Source organism: Leucobacter triazinivorans (assembly GCF_004208635.1).
GTDB classification, from domain to species: Bacteria; Actinomycetota; Actinomycetes; order Actinomycetales; family Microbacteriaceae; genus Leucobacter; species Leucobacter triazinivorans.
This window is the reverse complement of the sequence record NZ_CP035806.1, coordinates 2,719,520-2,734,779: the sequence shown is the minus strand read 5'-3', so window position 1 is coordinate 2,734,779 and position 15,260 is coordinate 2,719,520. Positions and strand designations below refer to the sequence as shown.

Genomic DNA, 15,260 nt, shown 5'->3' with positions numbered 1-15,260 from the left:
CGGTGCCCGGAGGATCGCTAGATCGGCAGGATCAACGACCCTGACTCCGCCCACCCATCCCGGGGCGCCTCAGATCAGACCAAATGGGTCAGTAGACGCTGGAGGTCCGATTGTCCCAGGTCCCACCACTCGGGAACGACCACGTACTCAGGTCTGGCGACCCGATGCTGAACTTCGTCGACTTCTGGCCACTGTAGTTCACAAACTGATAGAGCGTCGCGACATCACCGCCGCGGACTTTGAGTGACGAAGTCTTGTCGTCGAAGGTACCGAGGTTTGGCTTATAGCCGTGCCCGGCGTTGTAGACGGTCCCACCGTAGTTCTTATATTGATACAGGTCAATTGCCGCGTTTGCCGGCCCGGCTGCGGCGAGGCCACCCACCAGGAGCGCGGCACCGACAATACCACTGATGGCAACTCTAGATTGATTGTTTCGAAACACAATGATTCCTATCGTCTATGACTGCACGAATACGGGCGCCGGCAACGGAGCTGCTGGCTCAAGCGAGCGTTCCACGACACGTCGCCCTGATGTTGAGGCACTCTCTGCCTCTTGTGACAGATACCGACCCGACGCCTCATTGCGTCGAAGGTCTATGTTCGCGCTGCGCGGCATCTCAACTTGCGCGTGACGTCTTCCGCTACTCGACCCTGCCTCCTCGCTCGCATGGCGGACCCTGTTGTTCGCCACGACGAACCTAATGGAGAGATCAATAAACTAAGCAGAGGAAGTACCGAAGATACGTGTTGGAGACCTTGTGATTGAGCACCACCGTTCTGCCGGAAGGTGCGATAAAGACCTCACACCGGGGCCCGACCCGGTGTCTCGTGGGCGCCTTACGGCAGCCCGGCGCACAGCGGAGTCGGTCCCGCGCTGGGGGCCGGAGCCTCCGGAGGCGGCTAGCTCGCGTTGCGACGGCGCCGCAGCACCGCATCGAGGTCGGGCATCCCCGCGCTCGTATCTCCGATCACGCCCATCTGGCGCAGGCGCTCTCGCGCGGCGCGCTCCTGCGCGGTCGGCCCCTGAGCGGGGGCGCGCCGCGGAGTCGCAGGAACACCCGCCTTCGGCTCGCCGGTGCGGGCCTCAGCGCGGGCAGGCTGCACCCGGTCCGCGGACGGCGCCGGGTCGGCCCCGGCTGCAGCAACGGCACCCGCACCCGCTCGGGCAGCAGCACCCCGCGTCGCCGGATCCCGCTCCGCCTCGCGCAGCAGCATCGAGTCGGGCTGGTTCTCGCGAGCCGTCGGGCGCTCGGCTCGGGATCGGGCGAGCGCCCGAGCGCGCTCGATCCGCGCCGCCGCCGCCAGCTGCGCCGCCGCGTGCGCGGCCGAAGCGGCATCGTCCGCCTCCGATGCGACGCTCGGCTGCGCGACATCGGGCATCGGCGCGACCGGTTCCACCTGTTCGGCCGAGATCGGGTCCACGCGCACCCGGCCGGGGGCCAGCAGCACGAGCGCGCCCAGCGACGCGCAGAAGCCGAACCCGCCCCACACGAGCACGGCGACCCCGCTCCCGGCGACGGCGAATCCGAGGCCGACGAGCGCACCGACCAGGCCGACAAGCGCGCCCAGCGCGGCGAGCGCCCGGAGCCGTCGCACCGCTGGGCGTCGCAAGCGAGCGGAGCGCTGGATCGCCGCTTCGGTGCGCTGCATGCGCTGCGCCTGGATCTCGGCCCGCACCTGCACGGCGCGCGCCTCCGCGAGTTCTGCCTGTCGCTCGGCCTCCTGCCGCTTCCTGGCGGTGCGGAGCAGCTTCTCCTGCGCCAGAGCCTGACGCGCCGTGGCTTCGAGGTGCACCTCCCGGGGCACCTCCGAGGTCTCTGCGAGCACGCGGAGCGTGCGCTGCAACCGGGCCGCATTCCGCTCAGCGGCGCGGAACTCCCGACGGCGGATCCAGGCGGGCACCAGCACCGCGGCCCACAGCAGGGCAGCGATCACGAAGATCACTCCCCCGCCCAGCACGCCGCCCGTCATGGGGTTCACTGTACGGTGTCCGCGCGGGAGGCGCCTCCCGGCGCGCCGCGATTCCCGGCGCGCGATCCGGAATCTCCGCGCGCGGTCAGGACAGCCGGCCGAGCAGCGTTCCCCCCGATTCCTCGCGGGTCACCGCGAAGCAGTCGTGGTCTCGCCAGGCACCGTCGATGTGGATGTACGCGTCGCGCCGGCCCTCGGCGCGCAGTCCCAGTTTCTCGACGACGCGCAGCGACGCCGTGTTCTCGGGACGGATGCAGATCTCCACGCGGTGCAAGCCGAGCTCGTGGAAGAGATAGTCGATGGCCAGCGCGACCGCGATCGGGGCGATGCCGCGACCGGCGACGTGCTCAGAGACCCAGTACCCGAGCTGCGCCGACTGCAGCGCCCCGCCGCTCACCTCCGACACGCTGAGCTGCCCCACGACCTCACCGTCATGGAGCACCACGAACGGCACGCCGCTGCCGAGGCTCAGTTGCCGCCGCAGCAGCCGCACGGTCGGCCGCATCGACACCGACCCGGGCTCCGCACCGCGGCCCGAGGGGTGCGTCGCCTCCCAGCGCCGCAACCACTGGCGGTTGCGCTCGAGCAGGCTGCGGAGAGGATCGGCGTCGCGACGGTGAATGACACGCAGGGCCACCCGGCCGTGCTGCAGCAGCGCGGGCTCCTCGATGGGACGGCCGAGCGGGGCCACGGCTCAGCCGTTCGCGTCCTGGGACCTGAGACGATCGGCGAAGTCGAGGATCCAGGAGCGGATCTCGTCGCCGAGTTCGTCGTGGTCGACGCCCAGCAGCACGTTGGCCTTGATCCAGTCGGCGCGATCTCCGGTGTCGTACCGCCGTCCGCGGAACACGACCCCGTACACCGGCCCCTCGCCCGCACCCTCGGCGAGGCGGTTGAGCGCGTCGGTGAGCTGGATCTCGCCGCCGCGCCCCGGGGGCAGCTCGTCGAGGATGTCGAAGATCTCGGGACGCAGCACGTACCGGCCGATCACCGCGAGATTCGACGGCGCCTCGTCGGCCGCGGGCTTCTCTACCAGTGCGGTCACCCGCACCACGTCGGGGTCGTCGGTCGCCTCGACCGCCGCGCATCCGTAGAGGTGGATCGACTCCCGCGGCACCTCCATCAGCGCGATCACGGTGGCCCGGCGCGCGTCGTGCTCGGCGATCATGCGATCCAGCAGCGGGTCTCGCGCATCGATCAGGTCATCGCCCAGCAGCACCGCGAACGAGGCATCGCCCACGTGCTTGCGCGCGCACGCCACCGCGTGGCCCAGGCCGAGCGGTTGCCCCTGTCGCAGCAGGTGCACGTCTGCGAGCTCATTGGGCTCGTGCACCTTGCTGAGCTTGTCGGCGTCGCCCTTGCGCTCCAGCGCGTGCTCCAGCTCGGGCACGCTGTCGAAGTGATTCGAGATGTTGGTCTTGTTGCGCCCCGTGATGATGAGCACGTCGTCGAGGCCCGCGGAGGCGGCCTCCTCGACCACGTACTGGATCGCGGGCTTGTCCACGATCGGCAGCATCTCCTTCGGCATCGCCTTCGTCGCGGGCAGGAACCGTGTTCCCAACCCCGCCGCCGGAACGACCGCCTTCGTCACCGAACCCCGCGAAACCTGTGCATCTGTCATGAGAGCCAGCTTATCCGCCGCTCCCGACCGGACCAAAGTCCGCTTCTCAGTCGTGCGCGGTGCGCGCGCCGCGTGCGCGCAGCGCTCTGCGCGCCACCAGCGCGCTGCCGTCGTAGGCTGAACCCATGGGCGAACAGCCGAACGCCGACGAGGCGACCAAGCGAGAGGTGCGCGCCGCCGTGCGCACCCGGCGGCGCCGGATGAGCGACGGGGATCGCGCCGCAGCGGCGGCCGCGCTCACGACGCGGCTCGTCGACCTCGTCGAGCGATCGGGAGCGCGGACCGTCACCGGCTTCGCCTCGCTGCCTGACGAGCCCGATACCGGGGGGTTTCTGGCGTGGGCCGCGACACACGATGTCGCAGTGCTGCTGCCCGTCGTCAGGCCGAGCGGACAGCTGGACTGGGTGCCGTCGACCGGCCGCCTGGCGCCGGGGCCGCTCGGCATCCCGGAGCCGCTCGGCGATCCGGTCGATGCCGACGCACTCGCTCGCGTCGACCTCATGCTCATCCCCGCGTGCGCCGTCGATCGCCGAGGGGTACGGCTCGGCTGGGGCGGAGGGTACTTCGACCGCCTCCTCGGCGGGCTCGCCCCTCGGCCCCCCGTCTATGCGGTGGTCTTCGATGAGGATCTGCTGCCGCGGTTGCCCCGCGAGGCCCACGACGTGCCGGTCGACGGCGTCGTCACGCCGAGCGGGGTGCGCCGTCTCGGGGCCTTCGGCGGCCCGGGCCCGGCTCCGGACCCGGGGAACACCGGCTAACATAGAGCCTCGTGCCTACCTATGCTTATCGCTGCGCCGACTGCGGCCACGCCTTCGACGTCTACCAGTCGTTCTCCGACGAGGCCCTGCAGGTCTGCCCGGAGTGCAGCGGCAAGCTGCGCAAGGTCTTCGGTTCGCTCGGGGTGACCTTCAACGGCTCCGGCTTCTACCGCACCGACTCGCGCTCGAGCGCGTCGAGCGGCTCGAGCGGCTCGAGTGCGTCGGGCGGTTCGACTACCGGTGCGTCGAGCTCATCGGGCGGGTCGGGATCCGGCGCCTCGAGCAGCGCCGGCGCTGCATCGGGCGGCTCGGGATCCTCCACGGCCTGATCGCACGCGGCCAGGAGGGTCGCACCCGCCGGCGCTTCGCCGGAGATCCTCGGGCCGCCTCCCGCCCCGCGCACGGCGGGCACGCTCCGCACGGCGCGCTGCCGGCTCTACCCCCAGTGCGGCGGGCGGTCGGCCCGCAGGCGGGCGTCGTTCTCGCTCTCCGATCGCCGCTCGAGCGGCGGATCGGCCGGCTCGGGATCGCTCCCCGCGGGGGCGGGCCGGGTGACCCGCCGTCGACGTCGCGAGGCGGCCCCCGGCCGCTCGTCGGCGGACTGCCCGCGATCCGCGTCTCCCCCGCGCCCGCGGTCGCTCACGTGCCCGTCGCCGGTCGACACATCGCCGGTCGGTTCGTCGGCGGTCACTGCTCGGCAGCGGCCCCGGCCGGGGCCGCGGCAGCAGACGCGGTAGCGGTCCCCGCCGCGTCCGCATCCGCATCCGCATCGTAGCCGACGATGCGCGCGATGCGCCGGGCCACCTCGTCCGGATCCGCGAAGAGGTCGAAGCTCTGCACGCGGTGGTAGTGCCACCCCAGGCGGCGCAGCACTGCAGGGCGCAGCCGGAGCGTGTCGCGCAGACTGTCGCCTCCCTCGCCGCCGGCCCCCAAGTCGATGTCGATCGCGATAGCCCGATCACCGAGAGAGGCGGCGAGCGGAATCGCACCGCGGTAGTCGATCGCGACGTTGAGCCCCATCGCTTCGAGCCGGTCGGCCAGCTCCCCGAGCATCGGGTCTCGCTCGGCGGGCAGCGACGGCGGCTCGGGATCCGGGTGCTCGAACGCCAGCAGCTCGGCCAGCTCCACCACGCCGTGCCTGATCCGCGCCGTGTCCAGATCCTCGGGTTTGAAACAGCTCACGATGGTCATCGCGCGCCGAGCCCGGGTCATCGCGACGGCGAGCAGCCGTTCCCCGCCCGGGCGTCCCAATCCGCCGAAGTTCGAGAGCACGCGCCCGTGCGGGGTGCGCCCGTACCCGATCGAGAAGATCACCCGATCCCGGCTCTGCGCCGTCGCCTGCTCGAGCGTGAGCACGGCGAACGGCTCCGCCCGCTCACCCAGCAGGAACTCGCGGTACTGCGGAAACTTCGAGAATGCCTGCAGCACCGCCTGGTACACGCGCACCGCGTGTCGCTCGCTCGCGGTGATCACCATCAGCGACTCGCCGGCCCGCTCGCTCGCGTGCTCGAGTACCAGCTGCACGACCCGCTCCACCTCGGCGTCGGTGCTCTCCACCGCGCCCGTGTGCTGATCCGGCAGCCCCTGACCGCCGCGCACGAACTCGTAGGTGAGGCTGGAGTGCCCCAGGAAACTCCCCGCCCACGGGAGCGACTGGATCGCCCCGTCGTAGAAGCGCGTGTTGACGAGGTGGGTGAGATCCTCTCCACCGGCGCGGTAGCTGCGCGTCAGCGTGAGCGTCGGCAGCACCTCGCCGAGCTGTGCGAACGCGGACTGCTCGTGCAGCGAACCGGCGTCGTCCTCGCCCGCGTCCACGTGCTCCCCGACCGAGATCTCGAAGCGCGACGGCGTCTGCGTCATCGTGTCGCCGAACGCCACGACCTGATCCGCGCGTCGAATCGCCCCCAGGTTCTCGACGAGCGTCGTCGCACCGGCATCCACGAGCAGCACCGTGTCGAACGGCATCGACTCGGGCAGCTGCGCCACCTCGTACGGCGACATCGTCCACACGGGCGCGAGCACCCCCAGCAGATGGGGTGCGCGCTGCGCGAGCGCCCCGGCCGAGACGTACCCGCTGCGCAGCGCCTCGCGCATCGAGAGCGCCTCCTGCTTGTGGTCGAGCACGGCGACCCGCCAGGCGTCGGCGAGCGAGCCGGCGAGGATCGAACCGTTGGCGCCCGAGTGAGCGTCGTCGACCAGCCGGAAATCGGCCTCGAGACGCTCGATCACGCTGGTGTTGGCGCTGAGCAGTGCTGGGTTCGTCTGCAGCATGCGCTCAAGGGCCGACTGCCACCAGGCCAGTTCGAGCTCGGCGGCGACGTCCTCCGCCGGAACGTGCCGCGCCGACAGGTCGTCGAGCAGCGATTCGAGGTGCGCCGCGCGCAGCCGCTCCACGATGGTGGTGCGCTCCTGGATGTTCTGCAGCACCTCCGACTCGCGCGCGAGATCCGAGATGCGGCTCGCCAGGCGCGCGAGCGAGAGGTTCTTGAGCCGATCCGCGTCGGCGGTCACGCCGAGCACGCGGTCGAGCTGGTCGAGATCCTGATACGCCGACTGGAATGCGACGACCACGTCGGCGATGCCCAGCGGCACCTCGGGCCGAGCGCCGACGACCGTCGTGTAGCGCTGCCACAGCACGCGCTGCTGCTGGATCTGCACCAGGCGCGAGTACATGTCGGTGATGTGCACGCCCGGCCGCACGTACTCCCGGGCGAGCTTGCGCAGCCGGCGCTTGTTGGCCGACGACATCTCGTCGCCGCCGCGCGGCGCGTGGGCCGCGATCACCTCGGTGAGCGAGCGATCGTAGACCTCGGGCGTGAAGCGGTCGAGCGTGTCCCGGATCCCCATGAGCAGGCGCAGATACACACCCAGCTCGGCGATCGTCTCGTAGGGCCGCATGGAGGTCTGACTGACCACCTCGTTGGCCATCGAGATCAGCCGAGGCAGCTGCGACTCGGCGAGGTCGACCGCGAGCGCGTAGGCCGAGCGGGCCTCCTCGGTCGTGCCGAAGTCGACGCCGTACCAGGGCGAATCGGCCGGACCGTACTGGAACTGGCCGAGCCTGGCGACCTCGGTGAGCGCCTCCGCCACCGACGACCGGTCGAGCGTGAGCTGGCCGAGCGCCTGATCGTCGAGCCGCACCGTGGTGCTCGGCGGTCGTTCGCCGAGTGCCAGCACGGTCAGTCGGCGCAGCGCGTCGAGCGGCGAGACGCCGAAGCGCCCGTCGGGCTCGGAGAGCGCGGTCTGGTAGTCGAGCAGTGCGCCGCGCAGGCGGGTAAGGGCCTCGTCGACGTCTCGCAGCTGCTCGGGGCGGGCGTTCTCGTTGCGGCTGATGGCCTCGACGAGGTTGCGGCGCAGGCGGCGCGGGCTCACCGAGAGGCCCGCGAGGCCGGCGCGCGTCAGACGGTGCGAGATGCCGTCGAGCGTCGCGCGACGCGGCGACACCACGAGCACGCGCTTGCCGGCGCGCACCAGGTTGCCGATGGCGTTGACGACCGTCTGCGTGCCGCCCGTTCCCGGCAGGGTGTGCACCACGAGCGAGTGCCCGGCGTCGATCTGGGCGAGCACGTCGTCCTGCTCGGCGTCTGCGTCGTAGAGGCAGCGATCCGTGTCCGGCGAGCGCTCGTCGGGCGGCGTGGGGTTGACGGGCTGGTACGACTGGGTGAGCTGCCGCCGTGCCGGCTCGCTGCCGCAGACCGCGGCGAGGATCGGGGTGTCCAGGCTCGTCGCATCCGCAGCCATGCGCTGCGAAACGTTGTGGAACGAGGACACCACGAGGCGCGGCTGCACCAGGAACTCCGGCACGCCCGCGACCATCTGCCGCAGGCGGTCGATCACCGGCTGGGGTTTGAAGACCCCCTCCGACTGCGACAGCTCGATGAGGGCGCGCGCGTCGAGCGTGATCCCGAACTGCTCGCGCAGCACCCGGATCAGTTCGGAGTTGACGACGGGGAACTGCTTGAGCTTGAGCTCGAAGTCGCGGCCGTAACGGCGGATCGCGAGCGGCCGCAGCAGCACGGGAGCGCAGAAGTCCTCGCCCTCGAAGGTCCACTTGGCGATGCCGATGCCGAGGTTGACGGTCTCGAGGCCGCGCACCGTGCGCATCTCGATCGCCTTGTCGGTGACCCGGCCGGCGGCGGCGCGCGCGTGGCGCAGCGCCAGATCGTCGCGGATCAGGGCCGACAGCAGGATCTTGTTGCCGGTGATGAACTGGGGCAGGCCGCCGGGGTGCGTGGTGGAGAGCTCGATGCGGTTGGCCTGCCGGTCGTCGAAGTGCAGCAGCGGGTTGCGCCCGCCGATGCGCGCGAGTTCGCGCCGCCAGTCCGCGTGCTCGTCGGCGTAGGCATCGACGAGCGAGACGGGGCCGGTCAACTGCGCCGCCAGGTCGGCCGCGGACCCGGGTTCCGCAGGGGCCGGCGCGGGATCGGGCGCGGTCGCGAGCGCGCCGTCGTTTCGAGGCTGAGCCGCATTCGCGCCTGCCTCCTCAACACCGTTCTCGCCGCGATCCCTGTCGGGCCGCCGTCGCCGATCAACACTCCACACACCGCCACCCTAAGCGGTGGTGCGGGAATTCGCCGGAATCGGCGCGGTGTTTCGCGGCCGCCTGCGCCAGGCCGCGCGCTGCGCCCCGCGTGCTCGGCACGTGCACCGCCCCGCGTGCTCGGCACGTGCACCGCCCCGCGTGCTCGGCACGTGCACCGCCCCGCGTGCTCGGCACGTGCACCGCCCCGCGTGCTCGGCACGTGCACCGCCCCGCGTGCTCGGCCTCGCCCCCGTACGCGCGTCAGTAGGTGTCACCAAACGTCAAGTTTGGTGACACCTACTGACGCGCGTACCTGCACGTACGGCGAGCTACTTCGTGTCGGGGACGCGCGCCGCACCCGTGGCATCGGGAGCGCCCGTCGCGTCGGCGGCGCCCGTCGCGCCCGTGACCACCGGGTCGGCAACCTCCACTTCGCCTCCGCGCGCCTTCGCGAGCCCGTTCATGAGGTGGTAGACCCCGATCGCCGCGATCGTGCCGAGCGCGATGCCGTTGAAGACCACGGGCTGTCCCTCGGATCCGAGCTGCAGCCCGAAGTCCGCGATGCCCACGATCAGCGGGATCGCTGCCGAGAACTGATTGATCGGCTTCGAGAAGTCGACCTTGTTGTCGATCCAGATCTTCACGCCGATGAGGCCGATGAGGCCGTACAGAGCCACGGTCACGCCGCCGAGCACGCCTGCGGGCACCGAGAAGATCAGCGCGCCCACCTTCGGCGAGAAGCCGAGCAGCACCGCGATGATGCCCGCCACCCAGTAGGCCGCGGTGGAGTAGACGCGGGTCGCCGCCATCACGCCGATGTTCTCGCCGTAGGTGGTGGTGGCCGATCCTCCGCCGAAGCCCGCGAGCACGGTCGAGACACCATCGGCGAGCAGGGCGCGGCCGGTCACCGGGTCGAGATCCCGCTCGATCATGAGCCCCACGCTCTTCACGTGGCCGACGTTCTCGGCGACGAGCACGAGCACCACCGGCAAGAACGAGGGCAGCAGCCCCCACAGCGACGGGTCTGCGAACGGGTTGCCCGGCGCATGGAAATCGGGAAGGCCCACCCAGGCCGCGGCCTCGACGCCCGAGAAGTCGACGATGCCCATCAGCGCGGCGGCGACGTAGCCGACGACCATGCCGAGCACGATCGACAGACGGCCGATGATGCCCCGGAACAGCACCGTGATGAGCAGGATCGAGACGATCGTGATGAGCGCAGCCGTCGAGTGCAGCCCCTGATTGACGTCCGGATTCGCATCCGGGTTGCCCAGCCAGTTGTTCTTCACCGCCCGCGCGAGGTTGAAGCCGATCAGCGCGACCACTCCGCCCATCACGACGGGCGGCATGAGCGCGTTGATCCAGCCGGTGCCCCACTTGGCCACGACGATGCCGACGATCGCCATGAGCACCCCCATGGCGAGGATGCCGAAGGAGGCCCGCGCGAGGCCCTCGGGCGTCGCCGCCGCGCCCGGTCCGACCCCGGTCGCCACCCAGATCGGCGCGAGGAACGCGAAGGAGGATCCCAGGTAGCTGGGCAGGCGGTTGCCGGTGAGCAGCAGGAAGAGCAGGGTGCCGAGCCCCGAGAAGAACAGCGTCGCGGTGGGCGGGAAGCCCGTCAGCAGCGGCACGAGGAAGGTGGCGCCGAACATGGCGACCACGTGCTGCGCGCCGAACCCGATGGTGCGCGGCCAGGTCATGCGCTCCTCGGGGAGCACGATCGCGTCGGGCGAGACGCGCTTGCCGTCTCCGTGCAGCTTCCAGGGCAGCGCCATCGGGGCTCCTTCGAGGATCGGGGTCGGCGCGGTCGCGCCAAGGATCTATCTTATGGGCTCGGCGCTCTCACGCGAGGATCGGATGTCGACTCGTCGCTGCGCTCCCCGCTCAACCGGTGGGCGCGCGCCCACCCCGCCCGATCATCCTGCGCGAGCAGCGCGAGTCGCAGGATCCACCCCACCCGGTCATCCTGCGCGAGCAGCGCGAGTCGCAGGATCCACCCCACCCGGTCATCCTGCGCGAGCAGCGCGAGTCGCAGGATCCACCCCACCCGGTCATCCTGCGCGAGCAGCGCGAGTCGCAGGATCCACCCCACCCGGTCATCCTGCGCGAGCAGCGCGAGTCGCAGGATCCACCCCGCCCCGCGGTCGGGCCCCTACTCCGCCGAGATGTACACCTTGCGGATGTGATCCTCAACGGTCCAGCGCGTGCGGGTACCGGCGAGCAGCCGCATCACATCGCCCGGACCCACCTCGACCGTGCGATCCTCATCGAGCAGTTCGATAGTGGCACCGCCCGAGAGCACCACGAACACTTCATCGACCTCGGTGTCGGTGACCACGCCATCGCGCAGCTCCCAGACGCCGACCTCGGCACCGCTGATGGCCCCGAGCTCGGCCACCCCCTGGCGGGGCGCACCCGAGACGACGTCCTCGGCGGGCACGTCCTCGAGCTCGACGCCCACGCGGGTGCCGCTCACCAGCAGGTTCACGTCGTTCGGCAGCAGTTCGCTCATGAGTCGAACCCCAGGCCGAGCGCGTCGAGCGTCTTGAGCAGCACGTTGCGCTTGCCCCCATTGTGATCGGCCCGATCGAGCGACCAGCGGGTCAGGTTGATGCCGATCGACGCGGCCGGCTCGGGCGGGAACGGCAGCGGCACCTGCTTGACCATCTCGAGTTCGGTGCGCTCGGTGACGCGCCCCTCGAATCGGTCGACCAGCACGTCGGCGGCGAAGTGCGTGGCCCCGACGCCCAGCCCCGTGAAGCCCGCCACGTACTGCACGCGGCCTCCGTGCGCCTGTCCGAAGAACGCGCAGAACCGGGTCGACGTGTCGATCACGCCGGCCCAGCGGTGCGTGAACTTGACGCCAGCGAGCTGCGGGAAGGTCGTGAAGAAGTGGCTGGCCAGCTTGCGGTGGCTCTCCATGCGATCCTCGTACTCGCGCTTGATGCGACCGCCCGCGAAGTACACCGCGTCGTAACCGCCCCAGAGGATGCGGTTGTCCTTGGTGAGACGCGAGTAGTGGAACTGGTTGGCCATGTCGGCGAGGCCCTCGCGGCCCTCCCAGCCGATCGAGGCCAGCTGCTCGTCGGTGAGCGGCTCGGTCATGAGCACGTAGTCGTACACCGGCACGGTGTGGAAGCGGTAGCGCTTCAGCAGCGAGGGGAAGACGTTGGTGCAGAGAGCGACGCGCTCCGCGACGACGTCGCCCCGCCCGGTCGTGAGCCGGATCGGCGCCTCCGCCGATCCCTCGAGACCCTCGACCGGCGTCTGCTCGTGGATCTCGACGCCGATCTCGGCGGCGTGGCGCGCGAGCTCTGCGGCCAGCTTCGCGGGATGCAGATTGGCGTTCTCTCGCGGCGAGAACTCGCCACCGAGGAAGGTCGGCGACGAGATGCGTTCCTGCACCTGCTGCTGATCGAGCGTGACCACCTCGGGATCATCGCCCTCTCCCAGCCACTCCGTCTGGTACGGCTCGTTCGCCACCGAGAGCTGCCCGGTGCGCTCGAAATCGACGTCGAGGCCGTGCTCTTCGATGAAGCGCTCGATCGCGTCGAGGTTCTCGTGCCCGAGTCGGCGCAGCGTGCCCGTCTCGTCGGGCCAGCGCGACTCGGCGTTGGGCTCGCCGTGGGTGATGCTCGCCTCGCAGAAGCCGCCGTTGCGACCGGACGCCGCCCAGCCGATGCGCACCGCCTCGAGCAGCACGACGCGCCGATCCGGGTGCTCGGTCTTCAGCTTGATCGCGGTCCACAGGCCGGCGAAGCCGCCGCCGACCACGGCGTCGTCGACGCGCACGTCGCCGTCGAGCGGCGGGTACTGCGCGACGCGGTCGGCCACGTCGTCGGTCCAGAAGCAGGCGAGCTCGGTCTCGGCCAGCGAGTCCTCGACGATCTTCGCGGCCGGACGGTGAGTTTCAAAAATGGTGGGGTGCATGGAGTCCTCGTCTTCGATTGCCGCTACGATCCTCGCACATCGACACGCGGATGTACACGCAAATGTCAACGTCATTGACATTTCTGGGGCGGGGGCGGCGGGCCCCAGGGCGTGGGCATGGCACGTGGGACCCCGGGGGGCGCGGGGCGGGGGCGCTCAAGGCGGGGGTGCGGAGACTCCAGGGCGGGGCACGGCACGTGCGGGCCCCGGGGCGCGGGGACCCCACTGCGGGGCACGGCACGTGCGGGCCCCGGGGTGCGCTCACGCGCCGGCCCCGGGAAGCCGAACCCGAGCCGATTGTGCGAACCCGAGCCGATTGTGCGAACCCGAGCCGATTGACGCGAATATTCGGGTCGGTCTCGCACAACAGGCTCGGTCTCGGGGGCGTGGCACGCGCGCACGCATCGCCACCGGGCACGCAGCGCCACCCGGGCACGCAGCGCCACCCGGGCACGCAGCGCCACCCGGGCACGCAGCGCCACCCGCGCACGCATCGCCACCCGGGCACGCAGCGCCACCCGCGCACGCAGCGCCACCCGCGCACGCAGCGCCACCGCGCACGCAGCGCCTACTCGGCGGGCGGCTTCATGATCGCCCCAGTGGCGAGCCCCAGCGCGAGTCCGGCAGGCAGCCACAGCCAGAACTGGGTGAGCGCGCCGAGCACGACCCCGACGATCGCACCCATCACGATGCCCACGATGATCTGCTTGCGGCGCGCCTGCGGCGACGGCGGTTCGGGCGCGCGGCCCCGGTCGCGATCCGATCCCTTGCTCATGCCACCAGCCTAGGCCCAGCGCGCAACAGCGGTGCGTTCGGGCCGCGCCTCAGCGCAAGCGCCCGCGCGCCGCCTCGCGATCGGAGGCGTCGAGCCGCGCGAGCGCCTCGAGCACGGCGGCGTCCGCACCCCGAGCGCGCGCCGCCTCGATCAGGCGGCCGGTCGCACGGGCGATCTTCGCGAAGCTCAGCGACGGTTCGGCTCCCGCCGCGAGCAGCACCGCCTCCACCCGATCCAGCACCGCGGCATGGGCGCCGGGCATCAGCTCGGCCTCCCACTCCCGCCAGGCGCGCTCCACACCGGCCACGCGATCGCTCGCACGCACCCGGTCGTCGGCGAGCTCGACGACCTCGCGGCCGTCCCCGTCGCGCAGCATCACCACCGTGCGCTCGGTCTCGAGCTGCGCCACCGGGCGCACCTCGGCGGCGGAGGCATCGCCGATCCGCTCCCGGAGCTCCTCCCGCAGCGCCTGCGGCATCGTCGCGCTCGGCGGCCACAGCAGTTCCCGCACGCCGGCCTCACCTCGCTGCTTCAGGTGCCAGCCTGCATCCTTCCCGCCGTGCCGCTCGCGCAGCGCCAGCCCGAGGCCCGCCAGATCTCCCCGAGAGGTGTCGAAGTACCGGGCGGTCAGCTCGTGCCGCAACGGCGGCGCGGGATCCAACCCGACGGCGCGGAAGCGATCCTCCGCGGGCAGCGGCAGCGCGACCGACACCTCGTACTTCCGCTCGATCTCGAGCGCCTCAGATGCCGCGTGCTCCACCCCGCCAAGTTCCGTCACCCCCACAGTGTACGGGCCGTCACGGCACGCGCCGCTCCCCCGCCGACCAGACGATGCCCGCCCCTGCGGCCACGACGAGCACGATCCCGCCCACCGCCGCCGGCGTGAGCAGCTGCCCCAGGAACAGTGCGCCGATGATCGTTCCGACGACGGGATCGAAGGCGAAGAACACGCCGAGCACCCGCGCCGAGGTCAGCCGCCCCGCCATCGTGTCGACGGTGAAGGCCAGGGCGGTGCCGAGCACGGCCGAGGCGAGCAGCGGCAGCAGGTGCTGGGCCTCGAGGAGCGGTACTGCCGGGATCGCGAAGGGCAGCGTCAGGATCGCCGCGACGGCCACCGACAGGCCGACGCTCGGCAGCCCGCCCTCCGACTGGCCTATGCGCGCCGCGAGCAGCGTGTACAGCCCGAACGCCGCCCCCGCGAGGGCGGCGAAGACCAGGCCGAGCGGGTCGAAGGGGCCGCCGAATCCAGCCATGAGCCCCACGCCGATGATCGCGGCGACGGCCAGCAGCCCCTCCCGCGGCCGTCGCGATGCGGCGAGCGCGACGAGGCACGGACCCAGGAAGTCGATGGTCGTGGCGACGCCGAGCGGCAGACGGTCGAACGCGAGGTAGAGGAAGGCGTTCATCGCCGCCATGGCGACGCCGTAGAGCACGATCCCGGCCCACTCAGCGCGGCTGCGGCCGCGCAGCCGCGGACGGAACACGGCGAGCAGGATCACCGCCGCGATCGACATGCGCACCGAGCTCGTGCCGAGCACGCCCAGCGCGTCAAACAGCCCCATCGCGATCGCCGCCGACGACTGCACGCCGATCGCGCCGATGAGCACGAGGAGCATGGCGCGGATCGTGGCGCGGCGGGCGAGCGCCCGCGCTGCGGATGAGTGGGTCACCGGCCACAGTCTA

Annotated in this window: 15 protein-coding genes; 2 read left to right on the top strand and 13 right to left on the bottom strand. The window is 71.3% G+C overall.

Translation table 11 applies throughout. From position 1 onward, the window contains the following. Nucleotides 1-88 precede the first annotated feature (88 nt). The 4 genes from EVS81_RS12315 to galU all read right to left on the bottom strand — a co-directional run bounded on the left by EVS81_RS12315 (nt 89) and on the right by galU (nt 3,592). Nucleotides 89-442: a peptidase inhibitor family I36 protein gene (locus EVS81_RS12315; RefSeq protein ID WP_130110646.1), complete on the bottom strand. Its 354-nt coding sequence runs from the start codon at nt 440-442 to the stop codon at nt 89-91. Between the two features lie 458 nt (nt 443-900). Beyond that, nucleotides 901-1,971, bottom strand: coding sequence for a hypothetical protein (locus EVS81_RS12310; RefSeq protein WP_130110645.1), 1,071 nt, complete (start codon nt 1,969-1,971; stop codon nt 901-903). An 85-nt stretch (nt 1,972-2,056) separates the two neighbouring features. Then, on the bottom strand, nt 2,057-2,662 hold the full coding sequence (locus EVS81_RS12305; protein ID WP_240739842.1) for a GNAT family N-acetyltransferase: 606 nt from the start codon (nt 2,660-2,662) through the stop codon (nt 2,057-2,059). A gap of 3 nt (nt 2,663-2,665) precedes the next feature. Beyond that, a complete protein-coding gene (gene galU, locus EVS81_RS12300; RefSeq protein ID WP_130110644.1) occupies nt 2,666-3,592 on the bottom strand; it encodes a UTP--glucose-1-phosphate uridylyltransferase GalU in 927 nt (308 codons plus the stop codon). A gap of 125 nt (nt 3,593-3,717) precedes the next feature. Between galU and EVS81_RS12295 the strand changes: the two genes are divergently transcribed. Both EVS81_RS12295 and EVS81_RS12290 read left to right on the top strand, forming a co-directional pair. Beyond that, nucleotides 3,718-4,350 carry a 5-formyltetrahydrofolate cyclo-ligase gene (locus EVS81_RS12295; protein ID WP_130110643.1) on the top strand — a complete coding sequence of 211 codons (633 nt, stop codon included), beginning with the start codon at nt 3,718-3,720 and terminating at the stop codon, nt 4,348-4,350. Between the two features lie 11 nt (nt 4,351-4,361). Next, nucleotides 4,362-4,679 carry an FmdB family zinc ribbon protein gene (locus EVS81_RS12290; RefSeq protein WP_130110642.1) on the top strand — a complete coding sequence of 106 codons (318 nt, stop codon included), beginning with the start codon at nt 4,362-4,364 and terminating at the stop codon, nt 4,677-4,679. 107 nt (nt 4,680-4,786) lie between these two features. Here the strand turns inward: EVS81_RS12290 and EVS81_RS12285 are convergent, their stop codons facing one another. The 9 genes from EVS81_RS12285 to EVS81_RS12240 all read right to left on the bottom strand — a co-directional run bounded on the left by EVS81_RS12285 (nt 4,787) and on the right by EVS81_RS12240 (nt 15,247). After that, a complete protein-coding gene (locus EVS81_RS12285; protein WP_130110641.1) occupies nt 4,787-5,041 on the bottom strand; it encodes a hypothetical protein in 255 nt (84 codons plus the stop codon). Next, complete coding sequence (locus tag EVS81_RS12280) at nt 5,038-8,892, bottom strand: AAA family ATPase (protein WP_130110640.1); 3,855 nt, start codon at nt 8,890-8,892, stop codon at nt 5,038-5,040. The genes EVS81_RS12285 and EVS81_RS12280 overlap by 4 nt, the downstream gene beginning before the upstream one ends. Nucleotides 8,893-9,201: 309 nt before the next feature. After that, a complete protein-coding gene (locus tag EVS81_RS12275) occupies nt 9,202-10,647 on the bottom strand; it encodes a uracil-xanthine permease family protein (RefSeq protein WP_130110639.1) in 1,446 nt (481 codons plus the stop codon). Nucleotides 10,648-10,697: 50 nt separating this feature from the next. Beyond that, nucleotides 10,698-10,964, bottom strand: a complete 267-nt coding sequence (locus EVS81_RS12270; RefSeq protein ID WP_130110638.1) for a hypothetical protein — start codon at nt 10,962-10,964, stop codon at nt 10,698-10,700. Between the two features lie 60 nt (nt 10,965-11,024). Then, nucleotides 11,025-11,384, bottom strand: coding sequence for a cupin domain-containing protein (locus EVS81_RS12265; protein ID WP_165384261.1), 360 nt, complete (start codon nt 11,382-11,384; stop codon nt 11,025-11,027). Continuing rightward, complete coding sequence (locus EVS81_RS12260) at nt 11,381-12,802, bottom strand: NAD(P)/FAD-dependent oxidoreductase (RefSeq protein ID WP_130110637.1); 1,422 nt, start codon at nt 12,800-12,802, stop codon at nt 11,381-11,383. Before EVS81_RS12260 ends, EVS81_RS12265 begins: the two co-directional genes overlap by 4 nt. Before the next feature lie 568 nt (nt 12,803-13,370). Next, nucleotides 13,371-13,577 (bottom strand): HPP family protein, encoded by a 207-nt coding sequence (locus tag EVS81_RS12250; RefSeq protein WP_130110635.1) that lies wholly within the window; start codon nt 13,575-13,577, stop codon nt 13,371-13,373. A 49-nt stretch (nt 13,578-13,626) separates the two neighbouring features. Beyond that, nucleotides 13,627-14,355, bottom strand: coding sequence for a CYTH domain-containing protein (locus EVS81_RS12245; RefSeq protein WP_165384260.1), 729 nt, complete (start codon nt 14,353-14,355; stop codon nt 13,627-13,629). Between the two features lie 19 nt (nt 14,356-14,374). Further along, the gene (locus tag EVS81_RS12240; RefSeq protein WP_240739841.1) at nt 14,375-15,247 is read right to left on the bottom strand and encodes an EamA family transporter; all 873 of its coding nucleotides are present in this window, start codon (nt 15,245-15,247) and stop codon (nt 14,375-14,377) included. Nucleotides 15,248-15,260: the final 13 nt, after the last annotated feature.

What these genes read in the sequence shown, in the direction of transcription:
- EVS81_RS12310 (WP_130110645.1), bottom strand. Translation starts at nt 1,971, where the DNA reads ATGACGGGCGGCGTGCTGGGCGGGGGAGTGATCTTCGTGATCGCTGCC.
- galU (WP_130110644.1), bottom strand. Translation starts at nt 3,592, where the DNA reads ATGACAGATGCACAGGTTTCGCGGGGTTCGGTGACGAAGGCGGTCGTT.
- EVS81_RS12295 (WP_130110643.1), top strand. Translation starts at nt 3,718, where the DNA reads ATGGGCGAACAGCCGAACGCCGACGAGGCGACCAAGCGAGAGGTGCGC.
- EVS81_RS12275 (WP_130110639.1), bottom strand. Translation starts at nt 10,647, where the DNA reads ATGGCGCTGCCCTGGAAGCTGCACGGAGACGGCAAGCGCGTCTCGCCC.
- EVS81_RS12265 (WP_165384261.1), bottom strand. Translation starts at nt 11,384, where the DNA reads ATGAGCGAACTGCTGCCGAACGACGTGAACCTGCTGGTGAGCGGCACC.
- EVS81_RS12260 (WP_130110637.1), bottom strand. Translation starts at nt 12,802, where the DNA reads ATGCACCCCACCATTTTTGAAACTCACCGTCCGGCCGCGAAGATCGTC.
- EVS81_RS12250 (WP_130110635.1), bottom strand. Translation starts at nt 13,577, where the DNA reads ATGAGCAAGGGATCGGATCGCGACCGGGGCCGCGCGCCCGAACCGCCG.